Source organism: Bradyrhizobium sp. URHC0002, assembly GCF_054059515.1.
Map to the genome: position 1 here is coordinate 5,971,647 of NZ_JBSSCF010000001.1, position 16,989 is coordinate 5,988,635.

Sequence of the window (16,989 nt, forward strand, 5' to 3'; positions counted from 1 at the left end):
AAGAACCTTAGTAGAAATATATCTTAGCGCATCTGAACCGAAAGCTGTCCCGCGCATCTAAGTGAGACAGTTGCCTAAGTCCAGATGTCTTGGAAGTGACCCGGAGATTCCTGAATGGCTAAACGCTACAATATCCTGACCCGCTGCCTCGCAGCGTTGGCTTTGTTGTTCGTCTACGTCGCCAGCACCTCTGCCATTCTGGTCGGCGGGACGACTACGTCCGCGCTGGCGCGTGGCGGCCGAGGCGGCGGCGGCGGCAGAGGAGGCTTTCGCGGCGGCGGCGGCAGAGGCTTTTATCGCGGCGGCGGCAGAGGCTTTTATGGCGGCCGGGGCTACGGCTACGGCCGCGGGTACGGCTTCTATGGCGGTGGTCCCCGCTGCTGGTGGAACGTCTACGGCGTCCGCGTCTGCAGGTGGTGATCTAGGTTCGATCACCGTCAACTCAGGCGGGATCGAAAAGAAGATTCAGGCGTGCCGGGCAACCGGCGCGCTTTTTTCTTTTTGATGAGTCAACTGCGCCGGGCCACGGCGCTCACCTGCGTCCAAACTAACTTGCCAGCCGCGGGATCAGCTTCAACGCATTGCCGCGTTCGATCGACGCGATCTGCTCATCCGTAAACACCGCCGTCTCGCGCAGGCCCTTCACATGATCGATGCCGGTCCGGTACGGGAAATCCGTTCCGAACACGATCTGCGACGGCGGAATGATCGCCGCCAGCGCCGACATCGAGCCGCGGTTGGAGGTCTGCGCGGTGTCGTAGAAGAAACGCTTCAGTTCGGTGAGTGTGCCATCGGGCACCGTCTCCTTGGCCTTCGGCACCAGCAGCGGATGACGGACGAAGCGCTCGATCAGAAACGGCATGGTCCCGCCGGCGTGGGAGAAGATCCAGCGGATATCGGGAAACCTTCGCGCATTGCCGGAGAAGAGGATGTCGGCGATGGTGCGCGTCGTATCGGTGCCGAACTCGATCATGACGGGCGGCTGCGTCGGCGCCAGGTTCACGCAGCAATTGGCCGCCGTCGGATGGGTGTAGACCAGCGCCTTGCGGCGATTGAGTTCTTCCATCACGGGCAGGAATGAAGGATCGCCAAGCCACTTGTCGCCGTAGCTCGTCATCAACGCGATGCCATCGGCCTTCAGGGTATCGAGCGCATACATCAGTTCGCGCAAGCTGCCTTCGGCGTCGGTGAGCGGCAGCATCGCGAAATTGCCGAACCGTCCGGGATAATCCGCGACAAGCTTTGCGCCATACTCATTCGACTCGCGGCAGAGCTTTCGCGCCGCATCGCCCCTGGTGAAATTGACGGCGGGCGTGGTGACGGACAGCATCGCGGTTGCGATCCCCGCCCTGTCCATGTCATCAAGCGATTTCTCGATGGTCCAGTTCTTCATCAGCGGATCACCAAAGCCGCTGTCGTTCGATGCGGTCACGTAGGTCGGCGGCGACAGATGATGATGGACGTCAATCCGGAACGGTTTCGTGTCGGCGGGTTGCGCCCCTGCCCGGTCGCGCCCCATGGCCGCTGATATCGCCAGTGCGCCGGCGCCGAGCATGAAGCCGCGCCGACTTGGGCTGGAGGGTGACGGACTTGATGGGCCACAGCAGAAGCATCCCCGCAAGCGCGGCGTGCGCAAATCCGTCATCCGTTCTCTCCCTGCGTTTATTGTTGTCGCGTGCAGCCTTCAGCCGTCGAGGATGGCAACCGCACGCGTCCACCCGGCCGAAGCGCGCTCGATCTTCACCGGGAAGCACGACACCATGAATCCGGTCGACGGCAGCTGCTCGAGATTGTGCAGTTTCTCGATGTGGCAATAGCCGATGTGGCGGCCGGCCTTGTGGCCTTCCCAGATCAGGCTGGCGTCCCTGGTCTCGGCATATTTCTTCGCGGTGTAGATGAAGGGCGCGTCCCAGCTCCAGCCGTCGATGCCGGTCAGCCGCACGCCGCGCTCCAACAGATACATGGTCGCCTCGTAGCCCATGCCGCAGCCGGAAGTGACGTAATCCTGCCGGCCATATTTGGCGCCAGCGCTGGTGTTGACCACGACAATCTCCAGCGGCGACAGCGTATGCCCGATACGCTTCAGTTCAGCTTCCACATCCTTGGCGGTCGCCACATAGCCGTCCGCAAAATGCCGGAAGTCGAGCTTCACGCCCGGCTGAAAACACCATTCCAGCGGCACCTCGTCGATGGTCCAGGAACGCTCGCCGCGATTCATGGTGGGGTGGAAGTGCCAGGGCGCGTCCAGATGCGTGCCGTTGTGGGTGGAGAGCGATACCTGCTCGACCGCCCAGCCCTGTCCGTCCGGCAGATCTTCCGCCTTCAGCCCCTCGAAGAACTGCAGCATCCGCGGCAGGCCCTGTTGGTGATCGATGTACTGGATGGTCGGATGGCCGCCCGGCGGATCGGCCGGCACGTCGTTTTGCAGGGGAACGGAGATATCGATCAACTTGCGCGCCATGGCGTTTCCTCGCTCGTTATTGTTCTAGTTGCTGGCCCCGCGGGCCGGTACGTCGCTCTGCGCAAGACGGCGCGCTGAGCCCGCGTGCCGTTGCAAAAGTGGTGGAATTACTGAGAAAGGATTTCCCGGTGGCTCGGAAAAATTCGACTCCAGGATGGTAAATAGACTCTTTCGCTTTCATCAACATCTTGATTCACAACTCGAAAAAAAATGGCACGCCGGATGCACATCATTCGCCGTGACCAAGCGGTCACGCATTCGCAACCGCGTATTTGGAACCCTTGTCATGTTGATCAGCCTCCTAGAAGAGGTGGCTTCCTTTGCCGCCATCTTTCTCTTCGTTACGGCGCTCGCGTTTTGGTCGAACATCCTCTCCACAATCTAGCTTGACCGGAATGCAAGGGCGTTCGGATGGCTGAAAGCTTACCGGACGCCCTTCGAAGAGACTGATTTGCAAATGCTTCCCGATCTCATTGCCGCTCAACCCGGTTCTTCAAAATACCGATCTTTTCGACTTCGAGTTCGATGGTATCGCCGTGCTCGAGATACCAGCCGAGCTCGAGGCCGCAGCCATTGCCGACAGTGCCGGATCCGATGAATTCGCCGGGCATCAGGGTCTCGTCCTGGCTGACATGGGCGATGATCTCCTCGAACGAGAATAGCATGCCCTCGGTCACGCCCTGCGAACGCCTCTCGCCGTTGACGCGCGCTTCCATTTTCAATTTGTAGGGGTCGCCGATCTCGTCCGGCGTGACGATCCACGGCCCCATCACGTTGCCGCCGTCAAAACTCTTGCCTTTCGCCGGCCCCAGCCGCCCTTCCATTTCGATGCGCTGGGCATCGCGGGCGGAAAAATCGTTGAAGATCGTATAGCCGAAGATGTGGTCTTTGGCCCTGGCGGCGGAGATGTTGGCGCCTTTGCTTTTGGTAATGATGCCGAATTCGAGTTCGTAATCCATCACCTGGCTGTAGCGCGGCCACTTCACCGTGGTGTTGGTGCCGCGCACGCTGAAACGGTTGGTGATGTAGTAGATCGGCTGCCTGCGGTAGACCTCCGGCAGCTCGCCGAGCGGCTCTGCCTCGATCCGCGCCAGCTCAGCCATGTCGCCCTTGGCGCGCGCGGCAAGCTTGAGCTGCCCGCGCGGGGCTTGCAGGATGTGCAGCGGAAACGACATGCCGTCCCGCATCTGCCGCGGCTCGGGGACCGGCGCGAGAATCTCGCCCGTCCCGGTCTTGATGGACAGGCTTTCGTCCTTGCCGTGCTTCTCGAACAGTTTTGCCGCCTGTTCGAGTGCGCTCTCGCCGGCGTCGATCAACGCCAGCATCGACGCGAAGGCCGGATGGGCGCTTCCGTTCCGGCTGGCGGCGGCAGCAAGATCGAACAGAAGCGTATCGCCCGTATGCACGATTCCGATCTTTTCCTGTCCGCCGGATTTGAATGTTGCGAGTTTCACTGGATGCCCTCTTGTTTTCCGATGAAATATATGATCAAAAAAAATATCGATAAACAACAGAAAAATGTGTCATAGGGAGAATGTCGTGAAAAAGGTCCTTGCCGCCCTTGCGGTCAGCCTGGCGCTGACCGGCACCGCCTTTGCGCAGGCCAAGATCCAGGTCGGTTGCACGGCGACCTCGGACTGCGCCTCGGCAATGGTGGCGATCGACGAAGGCATTTTCAAAAAGCACGGGCTCGAGGTCGAGATGACGCCGATCGGCATCAACTCGAATATCCCGGCCGCGATCCTGTCGAACTCGATCCAGATCGGCGGACCGACGTCGACCGTGTTCCTGCAGGCGGCCGACGGCGGCCTCGATCTCGTCGCGATTGCCGGCGCAACCGTGATGAGCCCGGTGTCGAACGGCAACATCATCGCCTTTGTCCGCAACGGCATCACCATCAAGGAGCCGAAGGACTTTGTCGGCAAGAAAGTCGGCGCGCCCGGGCTGAACGCCTTCCTGCACGTGCTGTTCGTGAAATGGCTGGTGGAGAAGGGCGTCGACCCCAAGAGCGTCAATTTCGTCGAGGTCACCTTCCCGACCATGGCCGATATCATCAAGTCCGGCGGCGTCGACGCCGTGCTGACCGCCGAGCCGTTCGTGACGCGCATGACCAATGCCGGATTGGGCTCGGTCGGCGCGCGCTATGCCGTCGAACTGGCCCGCACCGATCCCATCATCTTCTATGCGGCATCGCGGGAGTGGGCGGAAAAGAACGCCGCGGCGATCAAGAAATTCCGCGATGCGCTCGCCGAATCCGCCGTCATCGTCAACAACGACCGCGAAAAGGCCTCGAACTCAATTTCAAAATTCACCAAGCAGCCGATCGAGCTGGTCAAGGCGACGCCGCCGAACCAATCCGAACCGGCGCTGAAGCCCGAACAACTCGCCTGGTGGATCGAGGTGATGTCGACGCAGAAGATGCTGCAATCCAAGCTCGACACCTCAAAGCTGGTCCTGAAGTAAGGGATTGCCGATGCAGGCTTCCGACCGCCAACCGAACCGACCGGTGACCGAGGCCGCCACGCTGAGCGAGCGCGCGGCCCTGCTGGTCGAGCAGGACATCCTGGCCGGTCATCTGGCGCCGGGATCGCGGCTCGGCATCGTCGACCTCGTGCAGCGCTACGAGATCGGCGCCACGCCGCTGCGCGAGGGCCTGTCACGGCTGATGTCGCGGGGGCTGATCGTCGGCACCGGGCAGCGCGGGTTTCGCGTCGCCGACATCAGCCGCGAGGATCTGCTCGACATCACCACCATGCGCACGGCGGTCGAAGTCGAGGCCATCAGGCTCGCCATCGTCCATGGCGACGACGCCTGGGAAGCCGGCATCGTTAGCTCCCTGCACCAGATGCGCCGCCATATCGAACGCATCGGCGATGAATTCCGCGAGGGCGCGGAGGATTTCGACCGGCTGCACAAGGGCTTTCACACCGCATTGCTGGGTGCCTGCGGCTCAAAACGCATGCTGTCGGCTCATTCCGATCTCTACGATCAGGCCTATCGCTACCGGCGCGTCATGATGCGTTCGGTCGACAGTGGCAAGAAGTTCGTCCGCGCCCATCAATTGCTCGCCGACCGGGTCATCGCACGCGACATTCCGGGGTCGCAGGCGATGCTATCGGCGCATCTGCGCTCGACCATGGACTTCGTCTATTCCTCAGGCAGCGAGAGCTGACATTATGGCAAGCGCCGCAAAACGCCTCGAAGCCGTATCCGGCGCTGTTGCGCCGCAGATCGCATTTGACGGGGCCACGCTCGTCCTCGGCGGCAAGACCATCATCGAGAATCTGAGCATCGGCGTCCGGTCCGGCGAATTCCTCTGCATCGTCGGCGCCTCCGGCTGCGGCAAGACTACGGCGCTGCGGCTGGCGGCAGGGCTCTACCAGCCGACCGGCGGCAGGGTGAATTTCGACGGCCAGCCGATGCGCGAGCCGCGCCGCGAGATCGCGATCGTGTTCCAGGACTACGGCAAGGCGCTGCTGCCGTGGCGCACCGCGGCGGGCAACGTTTCGCTGGCGCTGGAAGCCGGCGGCATGCCGGCGGCCGAGCGCCCTGCCCGGATCGAGGAATTGCTGCGCACCGTCGGCCTGCCTGGCCATGCCGCAAAATACCCCTCCGAAATGTCAGGTGGCATGCAGCAGCGCCTGCAGATCGCCCGCTGCCTCGCGCAGGAGCCGAAGACGCTTCTGATGGACGAGCCGTTCGGCGCGCTGGACGCGATGACGCGGCAGGGATTGCAGGACGAGGTGCTGTCGCTGGTGGCGGCCAGCGGCGCCACCGTGATCTTCGTGACCCACGACCTCGACGAGGCGATCTATCTCGGCGACCGCGTCATCGGCCTGCTGCCGCATCCCGGGCGGATCGGCATCGAACTTTCGGTCAACCTCCCCCGCCCGCGCGATCAATTGTCGACCCGCGAGCATCCCGAATTCCTGCGGCTGCGGCGGCAATTGTTCGACTTCATCAAGGCGACCGAGCAGTGACTGTTAATTCCGCCAAGGCGCTGGCGCTGCCGCTCGCCTTGCTGGTGGCGTTCGAAGTGTGGGCGCGCGCCATCCATCTGCAAAGCGACAGCCTGGCGCCGCCGAGCGAGATCGTCATGGCGCTCGTTGGCGCCTTCGCCGATCTCTCGATCGTGGCCGCGACCCGCGACACGCTGTTTTCGGCCTTCACGGGCCTCGCCATCGGCACGATCATCGGCCTGGCGCTCGGCATTGCCTTCGGAATTTTCGATGCCCTCGACCGCCTGATGGAAGTGACGGTCGAGGCGATCCGGCCGATCCCCTCGATCGCGCTGTTGCCGATCGCGCTGATCGCGCTCGGCTTCGGCTACCGCATGGAAATCGTGATCGTGGCGTTTGCCTGCGTCTGGCCGATTCTGATCCTGTCGCGCGCGGCCGTGCGCAGCATCGAGCCGCGGCTGATGGAAGTGGCGCGGGCGCTGCGGCTGCCGCCGGCGCAACGGGTCTGGAAGATCATCATCCCGGCGGCGCTGCCGCGGATCTTCGTCGCCTTTCGGCTGTCGGCCGGCATCGCGCTGATCGTCGCCGTGACGGTCGAAATCGCGATCAATCCGCTCGGCCTGGGCGCCGGCATCATGCTGGCGCAGCAGGCGCTGCGCCCCGATCTGATGCTGGCCTATCTGATCTGGATCGGCATCATCGGCTACGCGCTGAACATCCTCCTGACCGTGGCCCAGCAGCGCCTGTTCGGCCGCGCCGCGTTGAGCGGAGACGGCCAATGAACCGGGCTGTCATCATGTGGCGGGTGGCGAGCTTTGCGGTTGCCGCCGGCTTCATCGCGCTCTGGCAACTGATCGCAAATTTGAAACTGGTCTCGCCGGTGTTCCTGCCGGGGCCGGACCGGGCCTGGGCCGCGCTGGTGCGCGGATTTTCCTCAGGCGACCTCTGGAGCAAGCTCGCCGGCACGCTCGAACACATGGCCTATGGCTGGCTCGCCGCCTCCATCGCCGGCATCGCGATTGGCGCCATCATCGGATCGTCGCGCACGATGCGGACCTATGTCGCGCCCTCGCTGGAGTTTTTGCGCCCACTGCCGGTCTCGGCGATCATTCCGGTTGCGATCGCCATGCTTGGATTGACGCAGGCTATGGCGCTGTTCGTGATCGCCTTCGGCGCGATCTGGCCGATCATGCTGGCGACCATCCATGGATTTGCGGCGGTCGAGCCTCGGCTCTACGAGGTGGCGCGGTCGCTGCAGATGTCGCGGCTCGCGGTGATCTTCAAAATCGCGCTGCCATCCGCCAGTCCCGACATTCTCGCCGGCATGCGCCTTAGCCTGACGGTGGCGTTGATTCTGTCGGTGGTCTGCGAAATTCTGGCCGGCCTCGACGGGCTCGGCCACTGGGTGCTGCTGTCGGCCCGCGCGTTCCGCTCGGCCGACCTGTTCGCCGGTGTCATCCTGTTAGGCGTTACCGGCTATGTGACTTCGGTGGCGATGTCCATGGCCGAACATCGGCTATTGGCGTGGCAGGCCTCGCAGCGTTAGTCGTGCTGGCTCGTCGCGCGCTCAACGCTATTGGCGATCTTGCGAACTGCAATGGCTGAGAAGTGCTTTCCGGCACGGGGGTCGTTGGAACATCCGTTCCGCGCTGCGGCTCGCGTTGAAGCGAGAGCCACCGCCGCTTCACTGCGCTTGCCAGATCACGCCCGGCAGTCACGACCCAGCGGCGGAACGCGCGGGGGCTGAAGGTGATGAGCACCTCATGGTGCCGCATCCCCTTGCCGCCCTTGACCAACCCGAGGTCGCGGATGATGCAATACGTCCCGCTGCTCATGCGGGCGAACTTCGCACCTTGAAAATGATTGCGCACACGCGACAACATGGGTGCAGCATGCACCATGCGTCGATTCCGTCAATCTTGACGGCCACCGAATCAACCTCGCCGAGGCGCGAAGCCGTCAAAGCGTTGCGTTGTTGCCGCGCTCGCCGATGCGATGGACCTGCCCGGTCGGAACCCGCACACGGCTCAACACCTCCCGGCGATCGCTCATCCGCGCGCTCGACGGCTCGCGTTGTGCAAAGCATTCAAGGATCTGGATACGGATTTCCTCCGCGGCCGGACCTTCGACCTGGCGCATGCGATTCCAGAGCCGGATGATTTCCCGTTGCTTCTCGACGTCCATTGGTCACCTCCGAGGAATGACCGAAGAGAACATAACAAGAACGATATTGCAAGGCGCAACGTTGCGACTTCCACTAGAAACAGAGGCTCAGAATCTTCAGTCGGCAGGCCTCGGCCGCGCGCGATTTGGGCTTCGCGGCATTGGCCTGCTTTGAATCCTTCGGCGAACTTTTTGGCGAACTCTTCGGCGGCTTGGGACGCTCATAATCGCCTGCGATCACCATGGCCCAATACATGCGACCGGTCTTCGCGCTTTTCACGCTGGCAACACCCACGCGCGTGGCGCCGGGCAGCAGGAGGTTTTTTCGGTGCCCTGACGAATTGATCCATTGGTCGAGGGTCTTGGGGAAACCGTCATAGCCGTACGCAATGTTCTCTGCGGCCCGGCCGGCGCCCGCCGGGCCGACACGCGTATTGAACCGGCCGAGGACATCGTGATCGAGCTGGTCCTTTGCCGCCATCGCCTGGGCTTGATCATGCGCAATCCGTGTGAGAGTCCCATCGAGGGTGACGCGCTTCTCTCCGTGCTTCAGCCGGAAGTCGGAAATCATCTGCGCGGGATCGGCCGCGGCCGTCCGGCCCAGCGCAGTGGTGGCAAAACAAAGCGCCAGCCCCAGCAGCAGGGCCTGCCTCGCCAGAATGACTATCTTGATACCGGTCACAATTTTCCCCTGCCCCTTCCCAACCGGGATCGCTGGAAGGATTCAATCCAAAAAGCGGTGGCAAACCATTGATTTTGTTGGTCGGGGCAGCTGGATTCGAACCAACGACCTGCAGTACCCAAAACTGCCGCGCTACCAGGCTGCGCTATACCCCGATCCGATGCTGGGAATGCGTCGATACACGCTTAGACCCCGGCCATCAAGGCGATCTGGAAGGGACTCAGCGCTTGTTGAAGAGCGGGTGCGCCACCCGGTCGCCGGGCCGAATGCCGTATTTTTGCGCCGTGCCCGCGATCACTTCCAGCACGCCCTTGGCGAGACCACCTGACGAGATGATCTTGGTGGAGAGCGGCTCGGTATTTTCGGCGATGCGCAGGATGCGGCCGTCGGCGCGGATGAAGATCATGTCGAGCGAGATGTAGGTGTTCTTCATCCACATCGAGATCTGCTGCTCCGGCGAAAAATCGAACAGCATGCCTTTACCGTCAGGCAGCTCCTTGCGGTGCATCAACCCGGTCTGCTTTTCCTCCTCCGTCGTCGCCATCTCGACCGAGAACACCTGCACGCCTGATTTGGTGACGATCTCGAGCGGCTGAACGCTCGCCGCCCGCACGGCAGGATTGGCGCAGAGGATGACGAGCACCGCGGATGCCGCGGCCAGCGACGTCAGCAAGCGGCCGCCGATGCGAAGCCGCACAATCATCAAAGTGAAATTCATCAATGCACTCATGCCGGATATCTGGGAATTGCCGGGGACCCTAACCCGATGATTGCGGCAAATGCCAGAGGCCGCCGCGCTGGTGCGCGGCGTCCGGCTCAAATTTCCGTCAGCAGATCAATGCGAGGACAGCGCCGACGGGCCGGTCTCGGGATGGATCTCGGCCGCCATCATGCCCTTGGACCCGGGCCCGAAGCGCACCAGCACATACTGGCCCGGACGCAGCTCGGTCATGCCGAAGCGGCGCAGCGTTTCCATGTGGACGAAGATGTCCGGCGTGCCCTCGCCGCAGGTCAGGAAGCCGAAACCGCGCAGCCGGTTGAACCATTTGACCTGCGCCCGCTCCAGCCCGCTGGTCGGCGTGACGCTGACATGGGTCCGCGGCGGAAGCATTTGCGCCGGATGGATCGCGGTGGACTCGTCCATCGAAACGATCCGGAACGCCTGATAGCCCTTGGCGCGCTGCACGCACTCGACCACCAGCCGCGCACCTTCGTAGGCGGTCTGATAGCCGTCGCGCCTAAGCACGGTGACGTGCAGCAGCACGTCGGGCCAGCCATTGTCGGGAATGATGAAACCATACCCCTTCGAAGCGTCGAACCATTTGATGACGCCGGATATTTCGACAAGGTTGGCTGCGGCATCGCCGAGCCCCGAAAACGCATCCACCGCCGGATCGCGCTGCGCCCCGGCTGTGTATTCACTCGGTCCAAGTCTGTTTTGCTCTGTCCCGCCTGACGGCGGCCCCCCGAGCTTCTTGGACCCAAATTCGTCCGACCCCATGACCCCGGACCTCACACATTCAAAAAAGCGGCCCACTATCGCCATCGTGGACCGGAACACGCGCCCTACCATGACCATCATGGTAACGCAGCGCGAATCTCTCGAATCAAAAGATAACACTCCGGACTGCGGCGCATAGCTAAAAAAAACAAAATTGCGGGGGCTATGAACAGCCTTGCACAACCGCGAATCAGTTGGAGATCAATTGCCTACAAACGGTCCGAGCGTCTCCCCGATGTCGAAACGGATCACCAGATCGGCGACATCGTCCTGTTCGGTCGGCTCATTGTTGATGATAACCAGCTTCGCGCCGCAGTCCCTGGCCATCAGCGGAAAACCTGCGGCAGGCCAAACGACTAGCGATGATCCGATCGCGAGGAACAGGTCGCACTGCTGCGCCAGTTCGGTGGCGCGGCGCATCGCATCCTCCGGCATCGCCTGTCCGAACGAGATCGTCGCGGTCTTCACCGGCTCGTCGCAGACGGTGCAGTCGGGGGCCTCGCCGGTTTCTTCGAAACGCGCTTTTACCCAAGGAAGATCATAGGCATGTCCGCAGCCGATGCAGCGGGCATAGGTGGTGTTGCCATGCAGTTCGACGACATCGTCAGCCTTGAAGCCTGATGCCTGGTGCAGATTGTCGATGTTCTGGGTGATGATCGCAGGTGTCTTGCCGGCCTTGTAGAGCGAGGCCAAGGCACGATGCCCGCGGCCGGGCTTGGCCGCCGCAAAGGTCTCTTCCATCGCAAAGCGCCGCCGCCAGGCCTCGGCCCGCGCCTCAGAGCTGGAAACGAATTCGTCGAACGCGATCGGGCGGTTACGGGTCCACAGGCCGCCCGGCGAGCGGAAATCCGGTATGCCGCATTCGGTTGAAATGCCGGCGCCCGTAAAGGGAACGATACACCCGGCTTCGGCGATCATGTTGCCGAGCTGCTCGACGCCGCTGCGCAAATCCTTGGCGATCACCGCTGAATTTTCCGAAACTGTTGGGCCGTGCGGACTATAGCACGGCCGTTCGGATTGCCAGATCGATGCGCCCTCCCCGGATGGGCAGCATGCGCATCGTCGGGGCGGCCTCTATCAGGCCGCCTTATAGCTTACGCCGCCTTGTTGCGCGGCCTGATCATGCGGCCTTCGCAACCGATTCCTTCGGCGCTTTGGCTTCTTCGGTCTTCTTCGCCTTCGGCGCCGGTGCGTTTTCCACCTTCTTCACCGGCTTGCCGTACTGGGCCAGCTTTTCCAGTTCCGCCTCGAGCTCGGCGCGGCGCGCGGCAACCTTTTCGAACAGCTTGTCGGTGGCGTTCTCGCGCAGCCCAGCGAGTTCTTCGATACCAAGTGAATCCAGATCAATCTTTGCCATTGGAACCTCCCGTTTGTGCCTTTCGCTATCGGGAACCCACGTGAGCGACAAGAATGCGCCACAGCTTATCCACCACCTTCGCTTCAAAGGCGGCGGGCGATCACAATGCAGCAACTCAGTGTCCGCATTCACGCCCCATTCGCGCGCGCGAATGATGGCGGAAAGCGAATCAAACAAGATACGGATGGGCGATGACGGAGAAGGAAGAAAGACTCGCGCGCGACCGGGCCGAAATCGCAGCCCGCGTCGCGCGCTTCAGGGAAACCCAGCAGAAGTTCAAACGCGAGCGCGAAGCGTATTATGAGACGACCTTGGCCAACGCGCTGCACGGATCCGGCCGCGCCTCGTTCTGGCGTTGAGGCAGAACCGATAGGCCTTTGCGTGATGGCCGCGGAACCCACGACGAATTCCACCAGAAGAATTCCGGGAGCGGCAGGAACGAAGTCGCTTCCTCCACGTTTTCCTCTCAAGTGCAGCAACCTTGCGAGAGGTGAAAGCATGAAAGACCCCGTCTGCATCTTCGGATGCAGGCGGGGTTTTTCGTTATGGCGCGGACGTGGGGGTGAGCGGATGCGAATCGCTAGCCATGCGATCCGGCGGGTCTGATCATCCGATTACGCTGGAACTAACACGGCCCTTGTGGAGTTTAGTTCTGGGGAAAGGTGCGCCATGCCTGTGTGGTTGGACATTCTGATCAATGTGATGGGCTACGCAGGCTTCATTGCGATCGCGACCTATCACCGATCGCCAAGCAACAAATTGCCGGACCGTTGAGCGCTGATCCGTCGGGCGTCAGTGTGCCTTGAGCGGTTCGCCCGCGGTGCGGACCAGCCTGTCGGCCTTGACCAGTACGTGGTCGCTTTCAGCTTGCGGCCGCAATGAAAAGCTGATGACGACGAAGGCAAGGCATAACAGCAGGCCGACCACCATGACGCGTCCGTGGGTCGGTTTGTCCGCGTTGTGAAACGAAGGGACCATGGCCTGTTTTCCTCATGCCATCCCTATCGCAACTTCAAATACACACAACGCGATTTGGGTTTTAACCTAACTGAATAGGGTTATCTGCGTTTTCGCGAGGAAGCCGATCCGGATTTCCGCGAGGAAACCGGTCCGGCAACGATTGCGCGGAGCCAGACTCCTTTTGTTCTGCTGGAACGAACAGGGGCGCGTTTTCCGGCACCGTTGCCGTGTTAAGATACCGTTACCTCGCTGCATCGTCCTCTCACCCATCCGATCGATCCTGCGCGTATTTGTTGCCGCTCGTTCCGCGTCCGGTCGCGCGCCGGATGTCGAACCTTTTTGGCGCAGCCCGTACTTATCTAAAAAGGTGCTGCGATGACCCAAGCCGACCACTATCGAGACCAGGCCAACAGAGCCCGGCAGCTCGCCGAAGCCGTCAAGGATCCGGAAGCCTCGAAGAGGCTGATCGAGATGGCCGAGGAATTCCGCCTCTACGCCGAACGGCTGGAAGAGACGCATTAGGACCAATCGGTTTTGATTGAAGCAGCGCCCGGGCTTCACGGTCTCGCTTTGAGGCGCGCCTGACGCGCCCCGTGTCTCCCGATCAGGCCTTCACTCGGAAATGCTATAATTTTTTGACGCCGGTCATGGAAACTTAAGTCTCCATTTACCGAGCCTCCCTGAAATGCTGCGCCGTTAACCCAACCTCTTTACAAAGCGTAAATATGCACCTGACAGGGTTTGGCCCAGGAGGGTCAATCCCATGGTCATTTATCCAATACCGGTTGAAGTGACGCAGGCCAGAATACAACTCGTCGTCGATCAGAACGCCAAGGCGCCATCGACGACGATCAACCAGGATCTTCAGGCCGTCTATCACGCCAAGGCAGCCGCCGTGGAAGCGGCCCTTGCGAATGAGCCGCCCGACGAACCGGCGCTGCTGGACGTCAAGGTCTGATCTGACGAAGACCCAATCTTGCGCCGAGGGCCAGACTGCGTCCGGCCCTTTTCGCTCACGATCGCCATGCGAGCTGTTGTGCGTGGACGACGCCGAGCGTCAGCAGCCCGCCTATGCCGGCGAGCACCGCCAACCCTGCGAACCAGACCCATTGCGGCCTTTCCTTGTAAGCGAGGAAGGCGGAGCAAATCGTGCACACGATGGTCGGCATATTCGCGACCAATAAAACCCACGCCAGCATTTCGACCTCCCGAAGTGAAGCGGATGCGCGAAGGCTAGCGCGCCGTGAGAACAACACTGTGCGTCCGGTCACATCGGGCGGCCTGCACGGGCGCTATCGTCGAGGCATGATGGCGCTTCGGGACATGATGATCTGGATCATTCAAGCCGCGTTGTTCGGCATCGGGATCGGCTTTGCCGGGCTGACGGCGCATCTGGCCGGCCCGCTGCTGGCCGCCGCCTTTGCGATCCACGAGCTGATCCCTACCGCGATCGTGTTTTTTGCCGTGACGGCCGGCCTCGGCTGGATCGGAAACAGGTTCTGGCCGGAAGAATGGTTGTACAATCCCCTGCTCTAGCCGCCCGTTCCTATCGCGGTATCGCTTCCGCCCGATAGATCCGTGTCCCCGTCGTCTCGACGATCCGGCCCTTGAGTGATCTTACAAACGCCTTCGAACCTTCGACCGCGAAGTGCGTGCGCAAGGCCGCCTCGTCAGCCCATTGCTCGAAGAAGAACAGCCGCATCGGGTTCTGGCAATCGACATGCACGTCATGCGAGATGCAGCCCGGCTCGTTGCGGGAGCGCTCGACATGCTCCAGGCACGAGCCGAGCACGTCTTCGAAAGTATCCTCGCGCGCCAAAATGCTGCCAGTTACGATAATCATGTCGAGCCCCCATGCGCGTCAGCCAACCGCCTGCCCCCGGAAAGGCGCCGGTCATTGCGCGTCGAGGCGGGCAGATCCTTCGTTAATGCAACAGGCGCGGCACGACAACCGATACCGCCAGCAACACGCCGAGGCTGGACAGCACGGACAATTTCATCCGAGCCGTCCTCGCGTCGGTAATCGGAAGCACGAAGAAGAAAATCATCGCGAGAATGAGGACGCCGTAAAGCAGGTACATGGTTGATCCCTCCGTTGGCACCACGATGGACGGGGGAGCCAATCGCGTATGTGTGGGGGATCACGCCGGTGGCGCGGCGTTCTTTATCGCCAAAAGACATCCGTCTGAAATCAAGACGCGGCCGAGCGCGATTGAAGCACGCGCCCGCCTTGGGGCCGCAGCGCCAACAAATCATTGCAATTTTACGCTTTTGGTTTTCTAGACAGCAACTTGGGCGTGCCACAACGCTCTCGTCAATATTCGAGAGAGCATGAAATGTTTGGGAAGTTTCTGCGCGACGAGTCCGGCGCCACCGCTATCGAATACAGCCTCCTCGCCGGGTTTATCGCCCTGGCCATTATTGCCGCCGTCGGAATGACCGGCCAAAGGCTGGTCACACTGTTCCAGAGTCTCATAACTGCGTTGACCCTGTCCTGACGCGGCAGGTGACGCTTGAAGCTGGAAAAGAAAAGCCCGGATTGCTCCGGGATTCTGTCGCCGATTCTCAGTTGCAACCCCTGTGCAGGTTGTTTGGACACCAGTTGGAGGCTTGAACAGCCGTATAACCCCTGGTCGCCTGGTTCTTGATGCACTTTGCAACGGTGCAGTTGCGCGCCTTTTCCACAGAGTGTCCGTCACGGTGGGCGACAAACCGGGTCGCCATGCGCCCAGCCACGAACAACAGCCCGGCTCCGGCGCTATCACCAAACGCCCCCTCGATGGGCGGCGGCGGAGCTGCGTTGGCCGAGAGACACGGGCTCAAACGGGCTATAGTGATTGGGGTTAGGGCCGCCACCTAGCCAGGATCAAAACGAGGTACACACGCACGTAACCCGCAGGTGCTACTGCCCTCGATTGGGTTTTACTGCTATTTTGTGCCCTCGGGAGCCGAAACGAACTCAAATTTTTTGCAAGACCTCAAGAGGACAACAAACATGCGCTATCTCCACACCATGCTGCGCGTCCGCAATCTCGACACCGCGATGAAGTTTTACCAGGACGCGCTGGGGCTGAAGGAAGTACGCCGGATCGACAACGAAAAGGGCCGGTTCACGCTGGTGTTCCTGTGCGCGCCCGAGGACGAAGGCCTGTTCAAGGCGGCGCCGCAGCACCGCGGCGCGCCGCTGGTCGAGCTCACCTACAATTGGGACGAGGAGAAATACGGCGAGGACCGCCATTTCGGCCACCTCGCCTATGAGGTCGACGACATCTATGCGACCTGCGACCGTCTGATGAAGGCCGGCATCACCATCAACCGGCCGCCGCGCGACGGCAACATGGCCTTCGTCCGCTCGCCGGATCTGCATTCGATCGAGCTGTTGCAGAAGGGCGATCCGAAGCCGCCGGCGGAGCCGTGGTCGTCGATGCCGAACACCGGCCACTGGTAGGCCTCGCGCCGTTTCCATCAGGCATGTGTGAAAGCGAATGGCGGCTGACGCGAAGCCGCCATTCTGACGACGTCAACGCCGAAGTGCGCAAGGCCATCGACCCCGACGGTGACTTGCTGTTTCGGATCGGATTGCTGCTCCCGGAAATTCGAAATCATAAAACGTTCCTTCGCGTTAGCTTCTTTTGCGCGCAGGAACCGGCCGCGACATCGCGCGTTTTCTCCTCGACTGCATTTTGAGGAGGAAATGATGGGACGAGGACTTCTGCTTTGGTTGGTTGGCGTGCCTATTCCGGTGATCATTCTGCTGTGGCTGTTCTTCGGCCGCTGACCGGCTGACGCCAGCTCACGTTGCGCGAGAACTCGGGGCTCTGTCGCACTGCGGCGGAGCCTGATTTTTTGTTGGGTTTGAGGCCGCGCAAGAAGCGCGCTTTTTTACTGATCTTCAGCTATGAACGG

Annotated in this window: 26 protein-coding genes and 1 tRNA gene; 13 read left to right on the forward strand and 14 right to left on the reverse strand. The window is 61.6% G+C overall.

Annotated features, from left to right (window positions below; translation table 11 throughout):
- Nucleotides 1-114: 114 nt before the first annotated feature.
- Complete coding sequence (locus ACVWVY_RS29155; protein ID WP_456629606.1) at nt 115-420, forward strand: hypothetical protein; 306 nt, start codon at nt 115-117, stop codon at nt 418-420.
- A 127-nt stretch (nt 421-547) separates the two neighbouring features.
- Here ACVWVY_RS29155 and ACVWVY_RS29160 read toward each other — a convergent pair whose 3' ends face one another.
- The 3 genes from ACVWVY_RS29160 to ACVWVY_RS29170 form a co-directional block, all read right to left on the reverse strand.
- Nucleotides 548-1,555 (reverse strand): amidohydrolase family protein, encoded by a 1,008-nt coding sequence (locus ACVWVY_RS29160; RefSeq protein WP_456629607.1) that lies wholly within the window; start codon nt 1,553-1,555, stop codon nt 548-550.
- A 129-nt stretch (nt 1,556-1,684) separates the two neighbouring features.
- The gene (locus tag ACVWVY_RS29165; protein ID WP_456629608.1) at nt 1,685-2,461 is read right to left on the reverse strand and encodes a cyclase family protein; all 777 of its coding nucleotides are present in this window, start codon (nt 2,459-2,461) and stop codon (nt 1,685-1,687) included.
- Between the two features lie 470 nt (nt 2,462-2,931).
- A complete protein-coding gene (locus tag ACVWVY_RS29170; protein ID WP_456629609.1) occupies nt 2,932-3,915 on the reverse strand; it encodes a fumarylacetoacetate hydrolase family protein in 984 nt (327 codons plus the stop codon).
- Nucleotides 3,916-4,000: 85 nt separating this feature from the next.
- Between ACVWVY_RS29170 and ACVWVY_RS29175 the strand changes: the two genes are divergently transcribed.
- Genes ACVWVY_RS29175 through ACVWVY_RS29195 form a run of 5 tightly spaced genes read left to right on the forward strand, consistent with a single transcriptional unit; the run spans nt 4,001 to nt 7,966 of the window.
- Nucleotides 4,001-4,924 (forward strand): ABC transporter substrate-binding protein, encoded by a 924-nt coding sequence (locus ACVWVY_RS29175; RefSeq protein ID WP_456629610.1) that lies wholly within the window; start codon nt 4,001-4,003, stop codon nt 4,922-4,924.
- Nucleotides 4,925-4,934: 10 nt separating this feature from the next.
- Nucleotides 4,935-5,633 carry a GntR family transcriptional regulator gene (locus ACVWVY_RS29180; protein WP_456629611.1) on the forward strand — a complete coding sequence of 233 codons (699 nt, stop codon included), beginning with the start codon at nt 4,935-4,937 and terminating at the stop codon, nt 5,631-5,633.
- A gap of 4 nt (nt 5,634-5,637) precedes the next feature.
- Complete coding sequence (locus tag ACVWVY_RS29185) at nt 5,638-6,441, forward strand: ABC transporter ATP-binding protein (RefSeq protein ID WP_456629612.1); 804 nt, start codon at nt 5,638-5,640, stop codon at nt 6,439-6,441.
- Nucleotides 6,438-7,202: an ABC transporter permease gene (locus ACVWVY_RS29190; protein WP_456629613.1), complete on the forward strand. Its 765-nt coding sequence runs from the start codon at nt 6,438-6,440 to the stop codon at nt 7,200-7,202. The genes ACVWVY_RS29185 and ACVWVY_RS29190 overlap by 4 nt, the downstream gene beginning before the upstream one ends.
- Nucleotides 7,199-7,966, forward strand: a complete 768-nt coding sequence (locus ACVWVY_RS29195; protein ID WP_456629614.1) for an ABC transporter permease — start codon at nt 7,199-7,201, stop codon at nt 7,964-7,966. The genes ACVWVY_RS29190 and ACVWVY_RS29195 overlap by 4 nt, the downstream gene beginning before the upstream one ends.
- A gap of 413 nt (nt 7,967-8,379) precedes the next feature.
- Here ACVWVY_RS29195 and ACVWVY_RS29200 read toward each other — a convergent pair whose 3' ends face one another.
- The 7 genes from ACVWVY_RS29200 to ACVWVY_RS29230 all read right to left on the reverse strand — a co-directional run bounded on the left by ACVWVY_RS29200 (nt 8,380) and on the right by ACVWVY_RS29230 (nt 12,123).
- Nucleotides 8,380-8,604 carry a hypothetical protein gene (locus ACVWVY_RS29200; protein ID WP_456629615.1) on the reverse strand — a complete coding sequence of 75 codons (225 nt, stop codon included), beginning with the start codon at nt 8,602-8,604 and terminating at the stop codon, nt 8,380-8,382.
- 73 nt (nt 8,605-8,677) lie between these two features.
- Entirely contained in the window at nt 8,678-9,265 is a 588-nt protein-coding gene (locus tag ACVWVY_RS29205) for a CAP domain-containing protein (protein ID WP_456629616.1), read from the reverse strand.
- A gap of 78 nt (nt 9,266-9,343) precedes the next feature.
- Nucleotides 9,344-9,420, reverse strand: a tRNA-Pro gene (locus ACVWVY_RS29210).
- 65 nt (nt 9,421-9,485) lie between these two features.
- Nucleotides 9,486-9,983, reverse strand: coding sequence for a DUF192 domain-containing protein (locus ACVWVY_RS29215; RefSeq protein ID WP_456629617.1), 498 nt, complete (start codon nt 9,981-9,983; stop codon nt 9,486-9,488).
- Nucleotides 9,984-10,100: 117 nt separating this feature from the next.
- Complete coding sequence (locus ACVWVY_RS29220) at nt 10,101-10,766, reverse strand: cold-shock protein (RefSeq protein WP_456629618.1); 666 nt, start codon at nt 10,764-10,766, stop codon at nt 10,101-10,103.
- Between the two features lie 201 nt (nt 10,767-10,967).
- The gene (locus ACVWVY_RS29225) at nt 10,968-11,729 is read right to left on the reverse strand and encodes an SIR2 family NAD-dependent protein deacylase (RefSeq protein ID WP_456629619.1); all 762 of its coding nucleotides are present in this window, start codon (nt 11,727-11,729) and stop codon (nt 10,968-10,970) included.
- 157 nt (nt 11,730-11,886) lie between these two features.
- Entirely contained in the window at nt 11,887-12,123 is a 237-nt protein-coding gene (locus ACVWVY_RS29230; RefSeq protein WP_456629620.1) for a hypothetical protein, read from the reverse strand.
- A gap of 191 nt (nt 12,124-12,314) precedes the next feature.
- Here ACVWVY_RS29230 and ACVWVY_RS29235 point away from each other — a divergent pair, with 191 nt between their 5' ends.
- A complete protein-coding gene (locus ACVWVY_RS29235) occupies nt 12,315-12,482 on the forward strand; it encodes a hypothetical protein (protein ID WP_456629621.1) in 168 nt (55 codons plus the stop codon).
- A 433-nt stretch (nt 12,483-12,915) separates the two neighbouring features.
- Here the strand turns inward: ACVWVY_RS29235 and ACVWVY_RS29240 are convergent, their stop codons facing one another.
- Complete coding sequence (locus ACVWVY_RS29240; protein ID WP_456629622.1) at nt 12,916-13,101, reverse strand: hypothetical protein; 186 nt, start codon at nt 13,099-13,101, stop codon at nt 12,916-12,918.
- A 357-nt stretch (nt 13,102-13,458) separates the two neighbouring features.
- Between ACVWVY_RS29240 and ACVWVY_RS29245 the strand changes: the two genes are divergently transcribed.
- Complete coding sequence (locus tag ACVWVY_RS29245; protein WP_456629623.1) at nt 13,459-13,605, forward strand: hypothetical protein; 147 nt, start codon at nt 13,459-13,461, stop codon at nt 13,603-13,605.
- Nucleotides 13,606-13,846: 241 nt separating this feature from the next.
- Entirely contained in the window at nt 13,847-14,041 is a 195-nt protein-coding gene (locus ACVWVY_RS29250; protein ID WP_456629624.1) for a hypothetical protein, read from the forward strand.
- 55 nt (nt 14,042-14,096) lie between these two features.
- Here the strand turns inward: ACVWVY_RS29250 and ACVWVY_RS29255 are convergent, their stop codons facing one another.
- Nucleotides 14,097-14,282 (reverse strand): hypothetical protein, encoded by a 186-nt coding sequence (locus tag ACVWVY_RS29255; protein WP_212418160.1) that lies wholly within the window; start codon nt 14,280-14,282, stop codon nt 14,097-14,099.
- Between the two features lie 58 nt (nt 14,283-14,340).
- Between ACVWVY_RS29255 and ACVWVY_RS29260 the strand changes: the two genes are divergently transcribed.
- Entirely contained in the window at nt 14,341-14,619 is a 279-nt protein-coding gene (locus tag ACVWVY_RS29260) for a hypothetical protein (protein ID WP_456629625.1), read from the forward strand.
- Nucleotides 14,620-14,629: 10 nt separating this feature from the next.
- Here the strand turns inward: ACVWVY_RS29260 and ACVWVY_RS29265 are convergent, their stop codons facing one another.
- Nucleotides 14,630-14,926, reverse strand: a complete 297-nt coding sequence (locus ACVWVY_RS29265; RefSeq protein ID WP_456629626.1) for a putative quinol monooxygenase — start codon at nt 14,924-14,926, stop codon at nt 14,630-14,632.
- 82 nt (nt 14,927-15,008) lie between these two features.
- Nucleotides 15,009-15,164, reverse strand: coding sequence for a hypothetical protein (locus ACVWVY_RS29270; RefSeq protein ID WP_456629627.1), 156 nt, complete (start codon nt 15,162-15,164; stop codon nt 15,009-15,011).
- Nucleotides 15,165-15,419: 255 nt separating this feature from the next.
- Between ACVWVY_RS29270 and ACVWVY_RS29275 the strand changes: the two genes are divergently transcribed.
- From ACVWVY_RS29275 to ACVWVY_RS29285, 3 genes are all read left to right on the forward strand, one after another.
- Nucleotides 15,420-15,581 carry a Flp family type IVb pilin gene (locus tag ACVWVY_RS29275; RefSeq protein WP_456629628.1) on the forward strand — a complete coding sequence of 54 codons (162 nt, stop codon included), beginning with the start codon at nt 15,420-15,422 and terminating at the stop codon, nt 15,579-15,581.
- Between the two features lie 497 nt (nt 15,582-16,078).
- A complete protein-coding gene (locus ACVWVY_RS29280; RefSeq protein WP_456629629.1) occupies nt 16,079-16,531 on the forward strand; it encodes a VOC family protein in 453 nt (150 codons plus the stop codon).
- Nucleotides 16,498-16,770 (forward strand): hypothetical protein, encoded by a 273-nt coding sequence (locus ACVWVY_RS29285; RefSeq protein WP_456629630.1) that lies wholly within the window; start codon nt 16,498-16,500, stop codon nt 16,768-16,770. The genes ACVWVY_RS29280 and ACVWVY_RS29285 overlap by 34 nt, the downstream gene beginning before the upstream one ends.
- Nucleotides 16,771-16,989 lie beyond the last annotated feature (219 nt).

Excerpts from the sequence above, each read along its gene's own strand:
- ACVWVY_RS29155 (WP_456629606.1), top strand. The coding sequence starts at position 115 with ATGGCTAAACGCTACAATATCCTGACCCGCTGCCTCGCAGCGTTGGCT.
- ACVWVY_RS29160 (WP_456629607.1), bottom strand. The coding sequence starts at position 1,555 with ATGCTCGGCGCCGGCGCACTGGCGATATCAGCGGCCATGGGGCGCGAC.
- ACVWVY_RS29165 (WP_456629608.1), bottom strand. The coding sequence starts at position 2,461 with ATGGCGCGCAAGTTGATCGATATCTCCGTTCCCCTGCAAAACGACGTG.
- ACVWVY_RS29180 (WP_456629611.1), top strand. The coding sequence starts at position 4,935 with ATGCAGGCTTCCGACCGCCAACCGAACCGACCGGTGACCGAGGCCGCC.
- ACVWVY_RS29185 (WP_456629612.1), top strand. The coding sequence starts at position 5,638 with ATGGCAAGCGCCGCAAAACGCCTCGAAGCCGTATCCGGCGCTGTTGCG.
- ACVWVY_RS29195 (WP_456629614.1), top strand. The coding sequence starts at position 7,199 with ATGAACCGGGCTGTCATCATGTGGCGGGTGGCGAGCTTTGCGGTTGCC.
- ACVWVY_RS29200 (WP_456629615.1), bottom strand. The coding sequence starts at position 8,604 with ATGGACGTCGAGAAGCAACGGGAAATCATCCGGCTCTGGAATCGCATG.
- ACVWVY_RS29215 (WP_456629617.1), bottom strand. The coding sequence starts at position 9,983 with ATGAATTTCACTTTGATGATTGTGCGGCTTCGCATCGGCGGCCGCTTG.
- ACVWVY_RS29220 (WP_456629618.1), bottom strand. The coding sequence starts at position 10,766 with ATGGGGTCGGACGAATTTGGGTCCAAGAAGCTCGGGGGGCCGCCGTCA.
- ACVWVY_RS29230 (WP_456629620.1), bottom strand. The coding sequence starts at position 12,123 with ATGGCAAAGATTGATCTGGATTCACTTGGTATCGAAGAACTCGCTGGG.
- ACVWVY_RS29235 (WP_456629621.1), top strand. The coding sequence starts at position 12,315 with ATGACGGAGAAGGAAGAAAGACTCGCGCGCGACCGGGCCGAAATCGCA.
- ACVWVY_RS29240 (WP_456629622.1), bottom strand. The coding sequence starts at position 13,101 with ATGGTCCCTTCGTTTCACAACGCGGACAAACCGACCCACGGACGCGTC.
- ACVWVY_RS29245 (WP_456629623.1), top strand. The coding sequence starts at position 13,459 with ATGACCCAAGCCGACCACTATCGAGACCAGGCCAACAGAGCCCGGCAG.
- ACVWVY_RS29250 (WP_456629624.1), top strand. The coding sequence starts at position 13,847 with ATGGTCATTTATCCAATACCGGTTGAAGTGACGCAGGCCAGAATACAA.
- ACVWVY_RS29255 (WP_212418160.1), bottom strand. The coding sequence starts at position 14,282 with ATGCTGGCGTGGGTTTTATTGGTCGCGAATATGCCGACCATCGTGTGC.
- ACVWVY_RS29265 (WP_456629626.1), bottom strand. The coding sequence starts at position 14,926 with ATGATTATCGTAACTGGCAGCATTTTGGCGCGCGAGGATACTTTCGAA.
- ACVWVY_RS29270 (WP_456629627.1), bottom strand. The coding sequence starts at position 15,164 with ATGTACCTGCTTTACGGCGTCCTCATTCTCGCGATGATTTTCTTCTTC.
- ACVWVY_RS29275 (WP_456629628.1), top strand. The coding sequence starts at position 15,420 with ATGTTTGGGAAGTTTCTGCGCGACGAGTCCGGCGCCACCGCTATCGAA.
- ACVWVY_RS29280 (WP_456629629.1), top strand. The coding sequence starts at position 16,079 with ATGCGCTATCTCCACACCATGCTGCGCGTCCGCAATCTCGACACCGCG.